Below are 18,298 nucleotides of genomic sequence, written 5' to 3' on the forward strand. Positions count from 1 at the left end.
CTAACAGGAACAAACCCCATGAATACCGCCGTGAACGTCAATGTCGTGCATGAGTCCGAAGCCCAGCGCCAACACGCCCGGGTGCGCATTCCCGCCAAGCTGCGGTTCCTGGACGCCCAGCGCCAGACCCACGAAGTGAAGGTCGACGACCTTTCTGCCGGTGGCCTGAGCTTCCACACCAAGCAGCCACTGTCGGTGGGCGATGTACTGCGCGGGCGCCTGCAGTTCGTGGTCGACAACCTGGGCCTGTCGATCGACATCGAGTTCCAGGTGCGCTCGTACAACCCAGGCAGCGGCCGTACCGGCGCGCAGTTCCAGAACCTCGAACCCCGCGACATCGCCACACTGCGGCACATCATCACCAGCCACCTGTCGGGTGAGCTGATCAGCATCGGCGACGTGCTCAGCACCCTGCAACGTGACAACTTCACCAAGGCGCGCAAGCAAAAAGACGGCGGCTCTGGCCTGAGCGCCTTCGGCCGGCTCAAGGCCGTTACCGTCACCCTGGGCGTGTTCGTGGTCGGCGTGGCTGCTTTCGGCTTTGTCGCCAAATCGCTCTACGGCATGTACTTCGTCAGCCATGCCGAAGCCGGTGTGGTCGCAGTGCCGACCACCACCATCACCATGCCGCGCGACGGTACCGTGAGCAGCCTGGTCGAAAGTGGTGGGCAAATTGCCAAGGGCGCACCACTGGCCAGCTTCACCACCAGCATGCTGGACATGCTCAAAGGCAACCTGGATGACGCGCAACTGGAACCGGCCAAGATCGAGGAGCTGTTCGGCAAGCAGCTGTCCGGCACCCTGACCAGCCCCTGCGATTGCGTGGTCGCCCGCCAGCTGGTGGACGACGGCCAGTATGCCGCCAAGGGCCAGGCCATCTTCCAGCTGATCCCGCGCACCACCACGCCGATGGTCGAGGCGCGCTTCAGCTACCGCCAGTTCGACGAGGTCAAGCCAGGCACCCAGGTCAACTTCCAGGTGGCCGGCGAAGACGAAGTCCGCACCGGTCAGATTGTCAGCAGCGCCAGCCTCAACAGCGAAGACCTGGCTTCCGACATTCGCGTGCAGATCAAGCCCGATAGCGGCCTGCCCGCCGAACTGGCCGGCCGCCCGGCTGCGGTCAACAGCGACCGTGGCCCATCGCTGAACTGGCTGATCGACAAAGCCGTGGCCCGTGGGCTGTAAGAGGACCGGACGATGATCTCTGATACCAACACCTATCCTGTGGGAGCGGGCATGCCCGCGAAGAGGCCAGCATGGGCAGCATCGTCGGCCACGCCAATTCGCGGGCTTGCCCGCTCCCACAGGGTCCGTGTGAACCTTGGCTTGTGTGGTCTGGCCATGGCCATCGCCCTGGCCGGCTGTGCCGGCCTGCCCGACCAGCGCCTGGCCAACGAAGCCATGAAGCGCGGTGACACAGCCCTGGCCGAGCGCAACTACAAGGCCCTGGCCGACCTGGGCTACAGCGAAGCGCAAGTGGGCCTGGCAGACATCAAGGTGGCCACCCGCGACCCGTCGCAAATCAAGGAAGCCGAGGCCACCTACCGCGCCGCAGCGGCCACGTCGCCCCGCGCCCAGGCACGCCTTGGTCGCCTGCTGGTGGCCAAGCCCGACAGCACCCAGGCCGAACGCGAAGAAGCCGAAACCCTGCTCAAGCAAGCCGCCCGTCAAGGCGAAAGCAATACCCTGATCCCGCTGGCGATGCTCTACCTGAGCTACCCGCAGAGCTTCCCCAAGGTCAACGCCCAGCAGCAGATCGACCAATGGCGCGCCGCCGGCAACCCGGAAGCGGGCTTGGCCCAGGTGCTGCTTTACCGCACCCAAGGCACCTACGACCAGCACCTGGGCGACGTGGAAACAATCTGCAAGGCCGCCCTGAACACCACCGACATCTGCTACGTCGAACTGGCCACCGTGTACCAGAAGCGTGGCCAGGCCGACCAGCAAGCGGCCCTGCTCGGCCAGCTCAAAGCCGCCTACGCCCGTGGTGCAGTGCCGGCCACCCGGGTCGACAGCGTTGCCCGTGTGCTGGCTGACCGCAGCCTCGGCCAGACCGACGAGAAAACCGCCAAGGCGCTGCTTGAGCAGGTGGCCCCGGCCAACCCGGCCTCATGGGTCAGCCTGGCACAGCTGGTCTACGACTTCCCTGAACTGGGCGACACCGACCAGTTGCTGGCCTACATCGACAAGGGCCGGGAAGCCGAACAGCCTCGTGCCGAACTGCTATTGGGCCGCCTGTACTACGAAGGCAAGACCCTGCCAGCCGACGCCAAAAAGGCCGAGCAACACCTGCAGGCCGCCGCCGACGCAGGCGAGATCAGCGCCCATTACTACCTGGGCCAGCTGTACCGCCGCGGCTATCTGGGCAACGTCGAGCCGCAGAAGGCCGTCGACCACCTGCTGGCCGCCGCCCGTGGCGGGCAGAACAGCGCCGACTACGCCCTGGCCCAATTGTTCAGCGAAGGCCACGGCATCCGCCCGCAACCGGGTAATGCCTGGGTATTTGCCCAGCTGTCGCAGGTCAACCCGACCCCGCAATCGAGCGAACTGCTGCAGCAACTCGACCAGCAACTCACGCCAGACCAGCGCAGCCAGGCCCAGCAGCTGCTGGCGCAAGAGAAGCAGGCACGTGGCAGCATGGCCCAGGGCGCGAACAGCACGTTGGCCCTGGAAGCCCTGCAAGACGACGAAAAAGAAGTAGACGGTGAGGACTCGCTATGACGCTCAATCCCTTCGTGAAAGCTGGCATCGGCCTGAGCTTCGCCCTGCTGTGGTCCTGCCCGACCCTGGCGGAAATGACTGCTGAAAAGAACTTTGGCCTGGACGTGAAAATCACCGGCCAGTCGGAAGACGACCGCGACCTGGGCACCCGCCCTGGCGGTGACGTCAACGGCCTGGGCCTGGACCTGCGCCCGTGGGTGTACGGCGAACGCGGCAACTGGAGCGCCTACGCCATGGGCCAGGCCGTCGCCGCCACCGACACCATCGAAACCGACACCCTGCGCCAGAACGACGACGGCACCACCACCGACACCGGCGATCATGGCCGCACGCCCGACAAGAGCTACCTGGCCATGCGCGAGTTCTGGGTGGGTTACAGTGGCCTCACCGCCTACCCGGGCGAGCAACTTCGCCTTGGTCGCCAGCGCCTGCGCAGCGACGATGGCATGTGGCGCGACACTAACATCGAAGCACTGAACTGGACCTTCGACACCACCCTGCTCAAGGCCGACCTGGGCGTGGCCCAGCGCTTCAGCGAATACCGCACCGACCTCACCGAGCTGGCCCCGGAAGACAAGGACCGCACGCACATCTACGGCAACGTCGCCACGCAGTGGACGCCTGGCCACTGGGTAGGCGTACGTGCCCACCACACCCACGACAGCGGCAGCCTGAAAAACCCGGGCGAAACCGTGGACGCACTGGACAAGACCCGCACCGGCGACCTGACCTGGCTGGGCCTGGAAGCCAACAGCGACGCCTACAACTGGCGCAACGACCACACCGTCAACTACTGGGGCAGCGTCACCTGGCTGACCGGTGACCGCGACACCCTCAGCAGCCAGGCCGTCGGCGACGAGCAGGTTGCCACCGGCAAGCAGAGCGGCGACGTCAATGCCTGGGCCACCGACCTCGGCATCCGCCTGCGCCTGGACCCGCAATGGCAGGTCGGCGCGGCCTATGCCCGTGGCAGCGGCGGCGGTGGCGACGACGGTTCGAACAACTTCGAGCAGACCGGCCTTGAGAGCAACCGCTCCAACTTCACCGGCACCCGCTCGCGCGTGCACCGTTTCGGCGAAGCATTCCGTGGCGAACTGGGCAACCTGCAGGCCGCCACCCTGTTCGCCTCCTGGCAGCTGCGCGACGACTACGACGCCAGCCTGATCTACCACAAGTTCTGGCGTGTCGACGGTAACCAGAACATCGGCTCCAGCGGCATCAATGCCGCTGTCGACGACAACGGCGTCAACCGCCAGCTGGTCGACGGTGAAAAAGACCTTGGCCAGGAAATGGACGTGGTCGTGACCAAGTACTTCAAGCAAGGCCTGCTGCCGGCATCAATGAGCCAGGCGATCGACGAGCCGTCCGCCCTGGTGCGCCTGCGTGCCGGTGTGTTCAAGCCGGGCGACGCCTATGGCAAGGAAGCGGATTCGTACATGCACCGCGCCTTCGTCGACGTGATCTGGCGATTCTGAGGCCGGGAGAAACCTGATGAACCTTCACCCGCACTTACGTCACAGCCTGTTGGCCAGCGCCTTGCTGCTGGCCAGCGGCCTGGTCGCCGCCGCAGAACCTCAGGTGATTGCCAAGGAACTGCAGCAGGCCAAGACCTACACCGTGGCCAGCGCGCCGATCGAGCCGCTGCAGATGGACCCGCCCAAGCTGCCTGACCTGACCGGTTTCACGGCCGAGGCCGTGCAGAAAAAGATCGACCGTAGCCGCAAGGGGAAAGTCAGCCTGCGCCGCATGTTCCAGGAGGACACCCTCAAGGAATTCGTCGGCGGTGACAACAAGGCGGCCGAGTGGGTGCAGCGCCAGCACGGTATTCCCCAGGCGATCTTCGTCGATGACGGCCATGTCGACCTGGTGGAGCTGAGCAAGAAGGTGCCCAAGCAGTACCTGAGCGAAGTCGAGCCCGGTGTTTACCTGGCGCGACTGCCGATTGTGGTCGGGCAAAAGGGCATCCTCGAGATCGACGGCAAGGTCAAGCAGCTGCGCCTGTCCCAGGAGGGCGGTTCGTTCCTGGTCAACGACGGCAAGCTGTTCGTCACCGACACCCAGGTGACCGGCTGGCGCGAAAAGGACAATGGCCCGGCGACCTTCCGCTCGCCCAAGGAATTCCGCCCGTTCCTGCTGTCGTGGGGCGGCACCGAGACCTACATCGTCAATACGAAGATGGCCAGCTTCGGCTACGCCAAGTCCAAGTCGTACGGTGTGAGCATCTCGCAGTACACGCCGAACATGGCCAAGCGCATGGGCCGCCCGGAACCCACCGGCTGGATCATCGGCTCAGAGTTCAGCGACATGTGGTACGGCTTCTACTGCTACGAAACCCAGGACTTCGTGGTGAAGGACAGTACCTACCGCGACAACATCGTCTACGGCATCGACCCGCACGACCGCTCGCACCGCCTGATCATCGCCGGCAACACGGTGTACGGCACCAAGAAGAAGCACGGCATCATCGTTTCGCGTGAGGTGAACGACAGCTGGATCATCAACAACAAGAGCTACGACAACAAGCTCTCAGGCGTGGTGATCGACCGTAACAGCGTCAACAACCTGATCGCCTACAACGAGATCTACCGCAACCACACCGACGGCATCACCCTGTACGAGAGCGGCGACAACCTGATCTGGGGCAACAAGCTGATCAACAACCGCCGCCACGGCATCCGCGTGCGTAACAGCGTGAACATCCGCCTGTACGAAAACGTCGCCATGGCCAACGGCCTGGTGGGCGTGTACGGCCACATCAAAGACCTGTCCGACACCGACCGCGACATTGCCCTGGACCCGTTCGACACCAAGGTGTCGTTGATTCTGGTGGGCGGCGAGCTCACGGCCAACGGCTCCGGCCCGCTGTCGATCGACTCGCCGCTGTCGGTCGAGCTGTACAAGGTGTCGATGCTCGCCCCGCGCAAGGCCAGCGGTATCAGCCTCAACGGCATCCTCGGCGAGCGCCAGGACGAAATCCTCGACCTGCTGGTGCGCCAGCAAAAGGCTGTGCTGATCGACCCGGTCGAACGCCAGACCGAAATGATCGATTAAGGAAGCCCAGACCATGACCCCACACCTGATGAAACTGCTGGGCCTGTCCGCCGCCCTTCTGGCGATCAGCCAGGGCGTGCGCGCCGACGACGTGAAGGCTCCCACCTTCAGCGCCGAGCCGTGCTGCCAGCTGTGCCCCGAAGCGCATGACGCCAGCCGCTACACCACCCGTTACCAGCAGAACTTCACCACGCTGGTGCAGGCCAAGGGGGACTGGCTGTTCCGTACCCGCGAAGACCTGCGCACCGAGTTCAACACCACCCCGGCCGGCTACAAGCGCCTGCAGCAGGTGCACGACGCGTTCAAGAAGCGCGGCGTGGAACTGGTGGTGGTGTACCAGCCGACCCGTGGCCTGGTGAACCGCAACATGCTCAACCCGGCCGAGAAAGCAGCCTTCGATTACCAGAAGGCGCTGGGCAACTACCAGGCCATGCTCAAGCGCTTCGCCAGCATGGGCTACAACGTGCCCGACCTGTCGCCGCTGACCAACGAGCAGTTGGCTGCCGCCGACCAGGGCAAGGATTTCTACTTCCGCGGCGACCAGCACTGGACGCCCTACGGCGCCGAACGCGCCGCCAGGATCGTGGCCGACACCGTGCACCACATGCCGGCGTTCGAAGGCATCCCGCGCAAGGAATTCGAAACCCAGAAATCCGGGCGCATGGGCAAGACCGGCACCCTGCACAACGTTGCCGGCCAGCTCTGCGGCACCAGCTATGCGGTGCAGTACATGGACCAGTTCGCCACCGAGCCCAAAGGCTCCAGCGGCGGTGGCGACGACCTGTTCGGTGACAGTGGCAACGCGCAGATCACCCTGGTGGGCACCAGCCACAGTGGCAAGAACTACAACTTCTCGGGCTTCCTCGAACAGTACATCGGCGCCGACGTGCTCAACGTCGCCTTCCCCGGTGGTGGCCTGGAAGGCTCGATGATCCAGTACCTGGGCAGCGAGGAGTTCCAGAAGAACCCGCCGAAGATCCTGATCTGGGAATTCTCCCCGCTGTACCGCCTGGACCAGGAAACCATCTGGCGGCAAATCCTTGGCCTGCTCGACGACGGCTGCGACGACCGCCCGGCCCTGATGAGCGCCAGCACCACCCTCAAGCCCGGCAAGAACGAACTGATGGTCAACGGCAAGGGCGGCGTGATCAAGGACTTGATCAACCGCAACCTGCAAATGGACGTGAAGTTCGAAGACCCGTCGGTGAAGGTGTTGCAGGCCACCCTGTGGTACCTCAACGGCCGCCACGAGGACATCAAGCTGGAAAAACCGGAAACCTCCGACACCGACGGCCGCTTTGTCTTCCAGATGCGTGAAGACGAGGACTGGGCCAGCCAGAGCCTGCTGGCCTTCGAGGTGCAGGGCCCGGAAAGCGGCACCCAGAAAGTCGAAGCAAAACTCTGCAAACGCAACAACTTCGCCGTGCCTGCGCAAACCGCGCAAGCCGGCCAGTGAGGCGACCCATGACCACCTTCAAGCGAATCTTCCGCCCCGCCCTGCTCGCGCTGGCCCTGTTCGGGGGGGCCGCACATGCTGCGCTGGTCCCCCCACAGGGGTACTACGAGGGGATCGAAAAGCTCAAGACCGGCGACGGTAACTTCCGCTGCGAAGCCACGCCCAAGCCGTACACCGGTGCGCTGCAGTTCCGCAGCAAGTACGAAGGTTCAGACAGTGCCCGGGCAACCCTCAACGAGGATTCCGAGCAGGCATTCCGCGACTCCACCAAGGACATCACCACCCTGGAGCGTGGCGTCGCCAAGATGGTCAACCAGTACATGCGTGACGGCCGCCCGGCACAACTCGACTGCGCCCTGACCTGGTTGGGCACCTGGGCGCGTGCCGATGCGCTGATGTCCACCAACTACAACCACACGGGCAAGTCCATGCGCAAATGGGCGCTGGGCAGCATGAGTGGTTCGTGGCTGCGCCTGAAGTTCTCCAACTCGCAGCCGCTGGCCGCGCACCAGGCCGAGGCCGAGCTGATTGAAAAATGGTTCGCCCGCCTGGCCGAGCAGACCGTGCGCGACTGGAGCAACCTGCCACTGGCGAAGATCAACAACCACAGCTACTGGGCCGCCTGGTCGGTAATGGCCACCTCGGTGGCTACCAACCGCCGCGACCTGTTCGACTGGGCCGTGAAGGAATACAAGATCGGCGCCAACCAGGTGGACGAGCAGGGCTTCCTGCCCAACGAGATCAAGCGCAAGCAGCGCGCCCTGGCCTACCACAACTACGCCCTGCCACCGCTGGCGATGATTGCCAGTTTTGCCAAGGCCAACGGTGTGGACCTGCGCAGCGAAAACAACTTTGCCCTGCAGCGCCTGGGTGAAGGCGTGCTGTACGGCGCCCGCGACCCCAAGCACTTCGCTGAACGCGCGGGCGAAAAACAAGACATGAAAGACCTCAAGGTCGACAGCAAGTACGCCTGGCTCGAACCGTGGTGCGCCCTGTACCAGTGCGTCGGCGACACGCTCGAGCGCAAGCATGGCATGCAGCCGTTCGACAGCTTCCGACTTGGCGGCAACCTGACCCGGGTCTACGACCCGAGCGCAGCAAGCAAGAAATGAACTGACTCCCATTGTGGGGTCGGTACCTGTGGGAGCGGGCATGCCCGCGAAGAAGCCACCGCGGTGCATGGCAAGGGCTTCGCCCTTGTTCGCGGGCATGCCCGCTCCCACAGGGATCTAAGTTGCCCTCCAGCTTTTTGCTGGGGGGTTTGGGGGGCGCTGTGCCCCGGATGCTGTGAACAAAAAGGAGAACCGGGATGGTCTTCTCGTCCAACGTGTTCCTGTTCCTGTTCTTGCCGATCTTCCTCGGCCTGTACTACTTGAGCGGGCAACGCTATCGCAACCTGCTGCTGCTGGTCGCGAGCTACATCTTCTATGCCTGGTGGCGGGTGGACTTCCTGGCCCTGTTCGCCGGTGTCACCCTGTGGAACTACTGGATCGGCCTTAAAGTCGGTGCCGCCGGTGTGCGCACCAAGCCCGCCCAACGCTGGCTGCTGCTGGGTGTGGGCGTCGACCTGGCGATCCTTGGCTATTTCAAGTACGCCAACTTCGGCGTCGACAGCCTCAACGCGATCATCAGCTCGTTCGGCCTGGAGCCATTCATCCTCACCCACGTGCTGCTGCCGATCGGTATCTCGTTCTATATCTTCGAGTCGATCAGCTACATCATCGATGTGTACCGCGGCGACACCCCGGCTACCCGCAACCTCATCGACTTCGCGGCGTTCGTGGCGATCTTCCCGCACCTGATCGCCGGCCCCGTGCTGCGCTTCAAGGACCTGGTCGACCAGTTCAACAACCGCACCCACACCCTGGACAAGTTCTCCGAAGGCTGCACCCGCTTCATGCAGGGCTTCATCAAGAAAGTGTTCATCGCCGACACCCTGGCGGTGGTGGCCGACCACTGCTTCGCCCTGCAAAACCCCACCACTGGCGACGCCTGGCTTGGCGCACTGGCCTACACCGCGCAGCTGTACTTCGACTTTTCCGGCTACAGCGACATGGCCATCGGCCTTGGCCTGATGATGGGCTTCCGCTTCATGGAGAACTTCAAGCAGCCGTACATCAGCCAGTCGATCACCGAGTTCTGGCGCCGCTGGCACATCAGCCTGTCGACCTGGCTGCGCGACTACCTGTACATCACCCTGGGCGGTAACCGCAAAGGCACCTTCAACACCTACCGCAACCTGTTCCTGACCATGCTGCTGGGCGGCCTGTGGCACGGCGCCAACTTCACCTACATCATCTGGGGCGCCTGGCACGGCATGTGGCTGGCCATCGAGCGCGCGCTGGGCATCGACACCAACCCGCAGCGCTTCAACCCGGTGAAATGGGCCTTCACCTTCCTGCTGGTGGTGGTCGGCTGGGTGATCTTCCGCGCCGAAAACCTGCACGTGGCCGGCCGCATGTACGGCGCCATGTTCAGCTTCGGCGACTGGCAGCTGTCGGAACTCAACCGCGCCCAGCTCACCGGCCTGCAAGTGGCCACCCTGGTCATCGCCTACCTCACCCTGGCGTTCTTCGGCCTGCGCGACTTCTACCGCAATGCCAAGCCAGCGCCAAAAGCAACCCCAGTGCAGGTCAACGCGGATGGCTCGATCGGCCTGGACTGGGCCCGGGTGATGACCCGCGCCCTGGTGCTGCTGCTGTTCGTGGCCTCGATCCTCAAGCTCTCGGCGCAAAGCTACTCACCGTTCCTGTACTTCCAGTTCTGAGGCCGATGACATGAACCGTACCTTACGCATCACGTATTCACTGTCGTTCCTCGGCTTGCTGGTCGGCATGGGCGTGTGGTCCACCGGTGGCCTGCAAAGCTTCCAGCGCACCGAGCAGATGACCGTGCTCAACGGCAAGCTGGCCAAGGCCGCCGAAACCCACTACGACGCCGAATTCCCGATCAAGCGCCTGGGCACCAACCTCTGGGCGGCGCTGGACTTCAAGCTGTTCAACGAAGGCCGCCCCGGTGTGGTGCTGGGCCGCGACCAGTGGCTGTTCAGCGACGAGGAGTTCAACCCCACCGCCGGTGCCGAACAACAGATGCAGGAAAACCTGGCGCTGATCCGCGGCGTGCGCGACACCTTGCAACAGCATGGCAGCCAGCTGGTGCTGGCCATCGTGCCCGCCAAGGCGCGTATCTATTCGGAATACCTGGGCAAGGAGCAACCGGCCAGCCTGCACGACGACCTGTACAACCAGTTCCACGCCCAGGTGCGCCAGGCCAACGTGTTTGCCCCGGACCTGCAAGCGGCCATGGAACAAGCCAAGGCTCGCGGCCAGGTATTCCTGCGCACCGACACCCACTGGACACCGATGGGCGCCGAAGTCGCCGCCCAGGCCCTGGCCGAGGCGGTAAGCCGGCAGCACCTGCTCAACGGTGACCCGCAAACCTTCGTCACCGAAGCCGGCAGCACCGCGCCCTACAAAGGCGACCTGACCAACTTCCTGCCGCTCGACCCGCTGTTCAGCAACCTGCTGCCAACCCCGGACAACCTGCAACAGCGCAGCACCCGCCCGGCAGAAGCAGCGGGTGAAAGTGACGACGCACTGTTCGCCAACAACGAAATCCCGGTGGCGCTGGTAGGCACCAGCTACAGCGCCAACCCGCACTGGAACTTCCTGGGTGCATTGCAGCAGGCCTTGCGCAGCGACGTGGCCAACTACGCCGAAGACGGCCATGGCCCGCTGCTGCCAATGCTCAAGTACCTGCAAAGCGATGCCTTCAAGAACGCCGCACCGCAAGTGGTGGTGTGGGAATTCCCCGAACGTTACCTGCCCATGAAAACCGACCTCGGCAGCTTCGATCCGCAGTGGATCGCGCAGCTGAAAAACGCCCGTAAATCCGAAGAAAACCTGGCCTTGTCGTCCCCCCGGACGAACCACTGAACGATAGAGAGGAAATGCACATGACTACCAAGACTTCCATTGCCAAAGCCCTCACCCTCGCGGCCGGCCTTTCCCTTGCTTCGATGCAGGCCTTTGCCGGTGCCGACGCTGCGCTGTACGGCCCAAGCGCGCCAAAAGGCTCGACCTTCGTGCGCCTGTTCAACGCCGCCAGCGCACCGGCTGCCGCCAGCGTCGGCAACACCCAGATCAAGCAGGTTGGCGCTCAGGCCAGCAGCGACTTCAGCTTCCTGCCCGGTGGCGACTACACCGCCCAGGTCGGCGGCAAGAGCGTGCCGGTGAAGCTGGCCTCGGACAAGTACTACACCCTGGTCAACAGCAGCAGCGGCAACCCGCAGCTGATCGAAGAACCGCCGTTCAAGAACAAGCAGAAAGCCCTGGTGCGCGTGCAGAACCTGAGCGACCAGCAACTGACCCTGAAAACCGCCGACGGCAAGACCGAAGTGGTCAAGCCGGTGGCCGCCAACGGCCGTGGTGAACGTGAAATCAACCCGGTGAAGGTCAACCTGGCGCTGTTCCAAGGAGACAAGAAAGTCGGCGACGTGAAACCCGTTGCCCTGGAGCGCGGCGAGGCCGCGGTGCTGTATGTAACAGGTTCCGGCAACGCCTTGTCGCCGGTGTGGGTAACTCGCCCCGTGGCTAGCAACTGATCCCCTCTGCCTCTTTCGAACCTTATTGGAGAAACACAATGATCCCGGTAATTCTTTCTGGTGGTAGCGGTTCCCGTCTGTGGCCTCTGTCGCGCAAGCAGTTCCCCAAGCAGTTCCTGGCCCTGACCGGTGAATACACCCTTTTCCAGCAAACCATCCAGCGTTTGGTGTTCGAAGGCATGGACGCACCAATCGTGGTCTGCAACAAAGACCACAAATTCATTGTCCAGGAGCAGTTGGCGGCGCTGACGCTCGAAACCCAGGGCATCCTGATGGAGCCGTTCGGCCGCAACACCGCGCCCGCCGTGGCCATGGCCGCCATGAAGCTGGTCAACGAAGGCCGCGACGAGCTGATGCTGGTGTTGCCCGCCGACCACGTGATCGATGACCAGAAGGCCCTGCAACGCGCCCTGGCTTTGGCCACCGTGGCCGCCGAGCGTGGCGAGATGGTGCTGTTCGGCGTGCCGGCGACCAAACCGGAAACCGGCTACGGCTACATCCGCTCCAGCCAGGACGCCCTGCTGCCCGAAGGCGTGGCACGGGTGGCCCAGTTTGTTGAAAAACCTGACGAGAAACGCGCTGCCGAGTTCGTCCAGGCCGGTGGTTACTTCTGGAACAGCGGCATGTTCCTGTTCCGCGCCAGCCGCTTCCTCGAAGAGCTGAAAAAGCACGAAGGCGACATCTACGACACCTGCGTGCTGGCCCTGGAGCGCAGCCAGGAAGACGACGATGTGCTGAGCATCGACGAAGCCACCTTCGCCTGCTGCCCGGACAACTCCATCGACTACGCCGTGATGGAAAAAACCCAGCGTGCCTGCGTGGTACCGATGTCGGCCGGCTGGAGCGACGTGGGCTGCTGGTCATCGCTGTGGGAAGTGCACGAGAAAGACGAGGATGGCAACGTCACCAAAGGCGACGTGGTGGTGCAGGACAGCCGCAACTGCATGATTCATGGCAACGGCAAGCTGGTGTCGGTGATCGGCCTGGAAAACATCGTGGTGGTCGAGACCAAGGACGCCATGATGATCGCCCACAAGGACAAGGTCCAGGGCGTGAAGCAGATGGTGAAGACCCTCGACGAACAGGGCCGCAGCGAAACCCAGAACCACCTGGAAGTGTACCGCCCGTGGGGCTCGTACGACTCGGTAGACATGGGCGGCCGCTTCCAGGTCAAGCACATCACCGTCAAGCCGGGTGCCAGCCTGTCGCTGCAGATGCACCACCACCGCGCCGAGCACTGGATCGTGGTGTCGGGCACTGCCGAGGTTACCTGCGACGAGAACGTGTTCCTGCTGACCGAGAACCAGTCCACGTACATTCCGATCGCCTCGATCCACCGCCTGCGCAACCCAGGCAAGATCCCGCTGGAGATCATCGAAGTGCAGTCGGGCAGCTACCTGGGCGAGGATGACATCGAGCGCTTCGAGGATGTGTATGGGCGAACCTCCACACCCGTCGAGCGAGGTGTTTCGGTGAAAACCATCGCGCAGTAAGTAACACCCAGGGGCCGCTTTGCGGCCCTTTCCCATTTCAGGCTACGATGGTCAGACCCCGCGCAACCAAGGTCTGCCCGCCCCATGATCATCGGTGCCTTCCTCATCCTTACCTGGCTGGTACTGCTGCTGCGCTACCCGGCCAAGGCCCTGCCGATTTCGCTGGCCGCCGTGTGCGGCCTGGGCCTGGTGGCGTTGTTTGTCGTGTGGCAGGACAACCGCGAAACCTCACGACTGGCCCGCCTGGACTTGCGCCTCGTTTATGCCCCCGAGCAATGCCCTGCCGACCGTGCGCTGCAGGTTCGCATGAAAAACGGCAACAACGTGCCGCTTACCGAGCTGCGCTGGCGGGTGGCGGCGTATGCGCCGGGTGATACGGTGAACCTGGCCGAAAATACCTACAATGCGCCGCGTTACCGGGGGCCGGGTGAATTGCAGCCGGGGGCCGAATGGAAAGACTGCTTGCCATTGCCGCCGCTGCGCTCCGGGTACCGGCCACAGACCCTGGAGTTTCGGGCTGAGCACCTGCAGGGTACATTTGCCAATTAATCGAAGGCCACTCACATGCCCACCGTTCTGATCACCGGTTGCTCCAGCGGCATCGGCCGCGCCCTGGCCGACGCCTTCCGCGATGCCGGCCACCAAGTCTGGGCCACCGCCCGCAAGGCTGAAGATGTAGAGGTATTGAACGCCGCCGGGTTCAGCGCCCGGCAACTGGATGTGAACGACAGCGAGGCACTGGTCCGCCTGGCCGAGGAACTGCCAAGCCTCGACATCCTGATCAACAACGCCGGCTACGGCGCCATGGGCCCGTTGCTCGATGGCGGCGTGGACGCCCTGCGCCAGCAGTTCGAAACCAACGTGTTCGCCGTGGTAGGCGTAACCCGCGCCTTGTTCCCACTGCTACGCCGCTCACGAGGCACTGTGGTGAACATCGGCAGTGTCTCGGGCGTACTGGTCACGCCATTCGCCGGAGCCTACTGCGCCTCGAAAGCTGCCGTGCATGCGCTGAGCGATGCCTTGCGCCTGGAACTGGCGCCATTTGGTGTGCAGGTGATGGAAGTGCAGCCAGGAGCGATTGACACCCAGTTCGCCAACAACGCCCAGCGCCAGGCAGAGCAGGTACTGGCGGCGGATTCGGCGTGGTGGCCGTTGCGCGAGCATGTACAGGCCCGGGCCCGGGCGTCGCAGGACAAACCGACTTCGGCGGCGGTGTTTGCCCAGGGGGTGTTGGCGGCTGTCGGCAAGACACCGGTACCGGCGCTGGTGCGATTGGGGAATGGCAGTACCGCGTTGCCACTGATGGCCCGCTTGCTGCCGCGGCGGGTGCTGGACTGGGCGTTGCGCAAACGCTTTGGCTTGCTGCGCCCTCTCTGAGCTTCGGTCGCCTGTACTGGCCTCTTCGCGGGCTTGCCCGCTCCCACAGGAGTAGTGTGATCCCGAAGCTGGTGCAATACCTGTGGGAGCGGGCAAGCCCGCGAAGAGGCCAGTACAGGCAACACAAAATCAGGCGATGGAGCGCAGTACCCCACCATCCACCCGCAATGCAGCCCCGGTCGTCGCGCTGGCCTGCATCGACGCCAGGTACACCACCATATTGGCCACCTCTTCCACCGTCGCCAGCCGCTTTATCAGCGATGTCGGCCGGTGCTCAGCCAGGAAGTTGGCTTCCAGTTCATCACTCGACACCCCCTGTTCCTGCGCCAGCTTGGCAAAGAAATCGCCCACACCTTCCGAGCGGGTCGGCCCCGGCAACACCGCATTCACCGTCACCCCGGTGCCTGCCAGGGTTTCGGCCAGCCCACGCGAAACCGCCAGCAGTGCCGTCTTGGTCATGCCGTAGTGAATCATTTCGGTCGGGATTTGCAGCGCCGACTCGCTAGACAGGAACACCACCCGCCCCCATTTGCGCTCGGCCATGCCCTGAGCGTAGTGACGCGACAGCCGCACAGCGCTGAGTACGTTGACGTCGAAGAAGCGCTGCCAGTCCTCATCCTCGATCTCGAAGAACGGCTTGGGCTCGAAGATGCCGAGGTTGTTGATGAGGATGTCGGCGTGCGGCACTTGGTCGAAGAGTTTCTGCGCGCCGTCCTTGCTGCCGAGGTCGGCGGCGATGCCGATGATGCGTGCTTGCGGCAGGCGTTCGCGCACGGCCTTGAGGGCTTCGTCGACGCGGGCCTGGGTGCGACCATTGAGAACCACTTCGGCCCCCGCCTCGGCCAGGCCGATGGCGATGGCCAGGCCAATGCCGGCGGTGGAGCCGCTGACGATGGCGCGCTTGCCGTTCAGGGAAATGTGCATCTGTGCCTCCTAGGTAAACAGGTCAATTGCCGGGGCTGCTTTGCAGCCCATCGCGACACAAGGCCGCTCCTACAGGCGAACGCAATCCCTTGTAGGAGCGGCCTTGTGTCGCGATGGGCCGCAAAGCGGCCCCGCTTTCATGCTTTCTTCACCGGCTGCTCATCAAACGCCTGCCAGCCACCACCCAGGGCCTTGTACAGCCCCACCAGCGCCTGCGACACCGCGGCCGAACTGTCGATCCACTGCTCTTCGCTGGCCAGCAAGGCACCCTGCACGGTCAGCACATTGAGAAAGTCCACCGCCCCTTCCACATACTGGCGCTGGGCAGTCTCCAGGGCGATGCGGTTCTGCCGTACGGCCTCGGCCAAATGGTCACGACGCAACTGGCTGGCGTTGTACAGGCGTAGCACATCGTCGATTTCATGCCAGGCACCCAGCACCACCTTGCGATAGTTCAACGCCGCTTCCTGCTGCTGCGCCTCGCGCAGTTCCAAAGTGCCTTTGAGCCGGCCGCCCTCGAAGATCGGCAAAGACAACTGCGGACCGAAGGCAAAACGGCGTGAATCCCAGGCGCCGAAATCGGACAGCTGCATCGCCTGAAAACCGATGCTGCCCGACAAGCGGATGCTCGGATAGAAATCGGCCTTGGCCACGCCAATGCTGGCGGTGGCGGCATGCAGGCGGGCCTCGGCCTGGCGAATGTCCGGGCGGCGCTCGGCCAGCTCGGACGGCAAGCCGATGGCAAACTTCTGTTGCGGTGCGGGCAGCTCGCCGCCCTTCGACAATTCGGCCTGCAAGCTGCGCGGTGGCTCGGCGGCGAGCAGGCTGAGGGCGTTGATCAGGTCATCGCGGCGGGCTTCCAGGCTGGGCAGGCGTGACTCGATCGAAGCGACCTGAGCGCTGGCCTGGGCCACATCAAGCCGGGTGGCGACGCCTTCTGCCTGGCGGTTTTCAGAGAGTTTCAGGCTGTGCCGGGCGACCTTGAGGTTGTCCTGAGTCACCTCGATAGTGTGCTGCACCGCGCGCAGCTGGATGTAGTTGCCGGCGGTTTCCGAAAGCAGCGCCAGCAGCACCCCACGGCGGTCATTCTCGGCCACTTCGACCGTGGCATCGGCAGCCTCGACCTGGCGCCGCACGCGGCCCCACAAGTCCAGCTCCCAACCCGCCACCAGGTCACCTTGCCAGAGGTTGTAAGCCTCTTTGCCAGCCTTGCCAGAGGGGTCGCTCAGGCCTTCGGCGCTGTTGCGGGCACGGCTGTAGCCAGCGTTCGCGTCTACCGACGGCACTTCATCCGCCGCGACGGTGCTGCGCAAGGCGCGGCTTTGCAGCAGGCGGGCGCTGGCCATCTGCAGGTCGAGGTTGCGTTCGGCAACCCGCTGGATCAAGGCGCCAAGCTGCGCGTCATGGAAGGTTTCCCACCAGCGCAACTCCAGCGGTTCGGCCTGCGGCTGACTGGCCGCTGCCTCGCCTTGCAACGGCGCCCACTGCTGCGGTGCCTGGGTGTCGGGGCGCTGGAAGTCCGGGCCCATCGTGCAACCCGCCATCAACACAGCCAGCAGCAAAGGGCTCAAGCGTGATGCCGGCTTCATCGTGCGCTTACCTCTTTGCCGGCCAGCTTGTCGCCACGGGTATCGATGGTCGCTTCCACCGACATGCCCACCCGCAGGCGCGAGAGCAGCGGCTGGCCGTCATCGAAGACGATCTTCACCGGGATGCGCTGCACCACTTTGGTGAAGTTGCCAGTGGCGTTGTCCGGCTTCACGGCGGCGAAGGTCACACCCGTTGCCGGGGCGATGCTTTCTACATGGCCCTGCAGCTTCTCGCCGGAGAAGGTGTCGACCGTGATGTTTACCGGTTGCCCAGGCTGCACATGGGTCAGCTGGGTTTCCTGGAAGTTGCCGACTACATAGGCCTGCTGCAACGGCACCACCGACAGCAGGCGGGCGCCCGGGTTGACGTACGCGCCGACCCGTAAGGCGCGCTCGCCAACCATGCCGTCCACCGGGGCGGTGATACGCGTGTAGGACAGGTCGAGCTGGGCCTTTTCCAGGCCCGCTTCGGCGCGCTTGAGCTGGCCATCGGCACTGGCCACCTGGGCCGTGAGAATGTCCACTTGCTTGCGCGCCGCCACCAGCGCCGCCTGGGCATTGGCCAGGCGGGCGCGGGCCTGGTCGACCCCGCTGCGCGCCTGCTGGGCGTTCTGCACGGTACCGGCACCCTGTTCGGCCAGGCGGCTGTAGCGGTTGACCTCGTGGTCGGCGAACGCCGCTTCGGCCTGGGCAGCTTTCACTGCGGCTTCGGCCTGGGCGATCAGTGCGGCCTGGCGTTCGAGGGTGGCGCGGGCATCGGCGCTTTGCGCCTGGGCTACCAGCAACTGCGCTTGTGCGGCGTCCAGGGCGGCCTGGTAGTCACGGGCATCGATGGTCGCCAGCAACTGGCCGGCCGTGACCTGCTGGTTGTCCTCCACCAGCACTTCCTTGATGAAGCCGGCCACCTTTGGCGCGACCACGGTGTAGTCGGCGATTACATAGGCGTCATTGGTGCTCTGGCGGTGGTCGCTGCCGAGCATCCACGGGCCGACGATGCCAGCCAGGACAGCCACGGCCAGCACCGAGCCGATGAACAGGGTTTTGCGGTTGTTGGTCATTTCAGGGGGTCTCGAATTCATCCGGG

At 64.1% G+C, this 18,298-nt stretch carries 15 protein-coding genes; 12 read left to right on the plus strand and 3 right to left on the minus strand.

Annotated features, from left to right (window positions below; all coding sequences use genetic code 11):
- Nucleotides 1-18 precede the first annotated feature (18 nt).
- The 12 genes from ACQKPZ_RS13030 (at nt 19) to ACQKPZ_RS13085 (ending at nt 14,701) form a co-directional block, all read left to right on the plus strand.
- The gene (locus ACQKPZ_RS13030) at nt 19-1,185 is read left to right on the plus strand and encodes a PilZ domain-containing protein (RefSeq protein WP_391127569.1); all 1,167 of its coding nucleotides are present in this window, start codon (nt 19-21) and stop codon (nt 1,183-1,185) included.
- Nucleotides 1,186-1,236: 51 nt separating this feature from the next.
- A complete protein-coding gene (algK, locus tag ACQKPZ_RS13035; RefSeq protein WP_391127566.1) occupies nt 1,237-2,721 on the plus strand; it encodes an alginate biosynthesis TPR repeat lipoprotein AlgK in 1,485 nt (494 codons plus the stop codon).
- Nucleotides 2,718-4,196, plus strand: coding sequence for an alginate export family protein (locus ACQKPZ_RS13040; protein ID WP_286111237.1), 1,479 nt, complete (start codon nt 2,718-2,720; stop codon nt 4,194-4,196). Before algK ends, ACQKPZ_RS13040 begins: the two co-directional genes overlap by 4 nt.
- Nucleotides 4,197-4,212: 16 nt before the next feature.
- Nucleotides 4,213-5,772 carry a mannuronan 5-epimerase AlgG gene (algG, locus tag ACQKPZ_RS13045; protein WP_427538545.1) on the plus strand — a complete coding sequence of 520 codons (1,560 nt, stop codon included), beginning with the start codon at nt 4,213-4,215 and terminating at the stop codon, nt 5,770-5,772.
- Between the two features lie 13 nt (nt 5,773-5,785).
- The gene (locus ACQKPZ_RS13050) at nt 5,786-7,228 is read left to right on the plus strand and encodes an alginate O-acetyltransferase (RefSeq protein WP_427538548.1); all 1,443 of its coding nucleotides are present in this window, start codon (nt 5,786-5,788) and stop codon (nt 7,226-7,228) included.
- Nucleotides 7,229-7,236: 8 nt separating this feature from the next.
- A complete protein-coding gene (locus tag ACQKPZ_RS13055) occupies nt 7,237-8,340 on the plus strand; it encodes a mannuronate-specific alginate lyase (protein ID WP_427538551.1) in 1,104 nt (367 codons plus the stop codon).
- A gap of 197 nt (nt 8,341-8,537) precedes the next feature.
- Complete coding sequence (locus ACQKPZ_RS13060) at nt 8,538-9,995, plus strand: MBOAT family O-acyltransferase (RefSeq protein ID WP_391127554.1); 1,458 nt, start codon at nt 8,538-8,540, stop codon at nt 9,993-9,995.
- Nucleotides 9,996-10,005: 10 nt separating this feature from the next.
- A complete protein-coding gene (locus ACQKPZ_RS13065) occupies nt 10,006-11,163 on the plus strand; it encodes an alginate O-acetyltransferase (RefSeq protein ID WP_427538554.1) in 1,158 nt (385 codons plus the stop codon).
- A gap of 20 nt (nt 11,164-11,183) precedes the next feature.
- Nucleotides 11,184-11,831 carry an alginate O-acetyltransferase AlgF gene (locus ACQKPZ_RS13070; protein WP_403197851.1) on the plus strand — a complete coding sequence of 216 codons (648 nt, stop codon included), beginning with the start codon at nt 11,184-11,186 and terminating at the stop codon, nt 11,829-11,831.
- A 38-nt stretch (nt 11,832-11,869) separates the two neighbouring features.
- Entirely contained in the window at nt 11,870-13,324 is a 1,455-nt protein-coding gene (locus ACQKPZ_RS13075; RefSeq protein WP_427538557.1) for a mannose-1-phosphate guanylyltransferase/mannose-6-phosphate isomerase, read from the plus strand.
- 84 nt (nt 13,325-13,408) lie between these two features.
- Complete coding sequence (locus ACQKPZ_RS13080; RefSeq protein ID WP_391127545.1) at nt 13,409-13,873, plus strand: multidrug transporter; 465 nt, start codon at nt 13,409-13,411, stop codon at nt 13,871-13,873.
- Between the two features lie 15 nt (nt 13,874-13,888).
- The gene (locus tag ACQKPZ_RS13085) at nt 13,889-14,701 is read left to right on the plus strand and encodes an SDR family oxidoreductase (RefSeq protein WP_427538560.1); all 813 of its coding nucleotides are present in this window, start codon (nt 13,889-13,891) and stop codon (nt 14,699-14,701) included.
- A gap of 129 nt (nt 14,702-14,830) precedes the next feature.
- Here ACQKPZ_RS13085 and ACQKPZ_RS13090 read toward each other — a convergent pair whose 3' ends face one another.
- The 3 genes from ACQKPZ_RS13090 to ACQKPZ_RS13100 form a co-directional block, all read right to left on the minus strand.
- On the minus strand, nt 14,831-15,625 hold the full coding sequence (locus ACQKPZ_RS13090) for an SDR family NAD(P)-dependent oxidoreductase (protein WP_427538563.1): 795 nt from the start codon (nt 15,623-15,625) through the stop codon (nt 14,831-14,833).
- 137 nt (nt 15,626-15,762) lie between these two features.
- Nucleotides 15,763-17,214: an efflux transporter outer membrane subunit gene (locus tag ACQKPZ_RS13095; protein WP_427538566.1), complete on the minus strand. Its 1,452-nt coding sequence runs from the start codon at nt 17,212-17,214 to the stop codon at nt 15,763-15,765.
- Nucleotides 17,211-18,272: an HlyD family secretion protein gene (locus ACQKPZ_RS13100; RefSeq protein WP_427538569.1), complete on the minus strand. Its 1,062-nt coding sequence runs from the start codon at nt 18,270-18,272 to the stop codon at nt 17,211-17,213. Before ACQKPZ_RS13100 ends, ACQKPZ_RS13095 begins: the two co-directional genes overlap by 4 nt.
- Nucleotides 18,273-18,298 lie beyond the last annotated feature (26 nt).

Origin of the sequence: Pseudomonas sp. NPDC089547 (assembly GCF_050280665.1) — a bacterium.
Classification (GTDB): Bacteria; Pseudomonadota; Gammaproteobacteria; order Pseudomonadales; family Pseudomonadaceae; genus Aquipseudomonas.

Excerpts from the sequence above, each read along its gene's own strand:
- ACQKPZ_RS13050 (WP_427538548.1), top strand. The coding sequence starts at position 5,786 with ATGACCCCACACCTGATGAAACTGCTGGGCCTGTCCGCCGCCCTTCTG.
- ACQKPZ_RS13085 (WP_427538560.1), top strand. The coding sequence starts at position 13,889 with ATGCCCACCGTTCTGATCACCGGTTGCTCCAGCGGCATCGGCCGCGCC.
- ACQKPZ_RS13040 (WP_286111237.1), top strand. The coding sequence starts at position 2,718 with ATGACGCTCAATCCCTTCGTGAAAGCTGGCATCGGCCTGAGCTTCGCC.
- ACQKPZ_RS13060 (WP_391127554.1), top strand. The coding sequence starts at position 8,538 with ATGGTCTTCTCGTCCAACGTGTTCCTGTTCCTGTTCTTGCCGATCTTC.
- ACQKPZ_RS13055 (WP_427538551.1), top strand. The coding sequence starts at position 7,237 with ATGACCACCTTCAAGCGAATCTTCCGCCCCGCCCTGCTCGCGCTGGCC.
- algK (WP_391127566.1), top strand. The coding sequence starts at position 1,237 with ATGCCCGCGAAGAGGCCAGCATGGGCAGCATCGTCGGCCACGCCAATT.
- ACQKPZ_RS13100 (WP_427538569.1), bottom strand. The coding sequence starts at position 18,272 with ATGACCAACAACCGCAAAACCCTGTTCATCGGCTCGGTGCTGGCCGTG.
- ACQKPZ_RS13095 (WP_427538566.1), bottom strand. The coding sequence starts at position 17,214 with ATGAAGCCGGCATCACGCTTGAGCCCTTTGCTGCTGGCTGTGTTGATG.
- ACQKPZ_RS13090 (WP_427538563.1), bottom strand. The coding sequence starts at position 15,625 with ATGCACATTTCCCTGAACGGCAAGCGCGCCATCGTCAGCGGCTCCACC.
- ACQKPZ_RS13070 (WP_403197851.1), top strand. The coding sequence starts at position 11,184 with ATGACTACCAAGACTTCCATTGCCAAAGCCCTCACCCTCGCGGCCGGC.
- ACQKPZ_RS13075 (WP_427538557.1), top strand. The coding sequence starts at position 11,870 with ATGATCCCGGTAATTCTTTCTGGTGGTAGCGGTTCCCGTCTGTGGCCT.
- ACQKPZ_RS13080 (WP_391127545.1), top strand. The coding sequence starts at position 13,409 with ATGATCATCGGTGCCTTCCTCATCCTTACCTGGCTGGTACTGCTGCTG.
- ACQKPZ_RS13030 (WP_391127569.1), top strand. The coding sequence starts at position 19 with ATGAATACCGCCGTGAACGTCAATGTCGTGCATGAGTCCGAAGCCCAG.
- algG (WP_427538545.1), top strand. The coding sequence starts at position 4,213 with ATGAACCTTCACCCGCACTTACGTCACAGCCTGTTGGCCAGCGCCTTG.
- ACQKPZ_RS13065 (WP_427538554.1), top strand. The coding sequence starts at position 10,006 with ATGAACCGTACCTTACGCATCACGTATTCACTGTCGTTCCTCGGCTTG.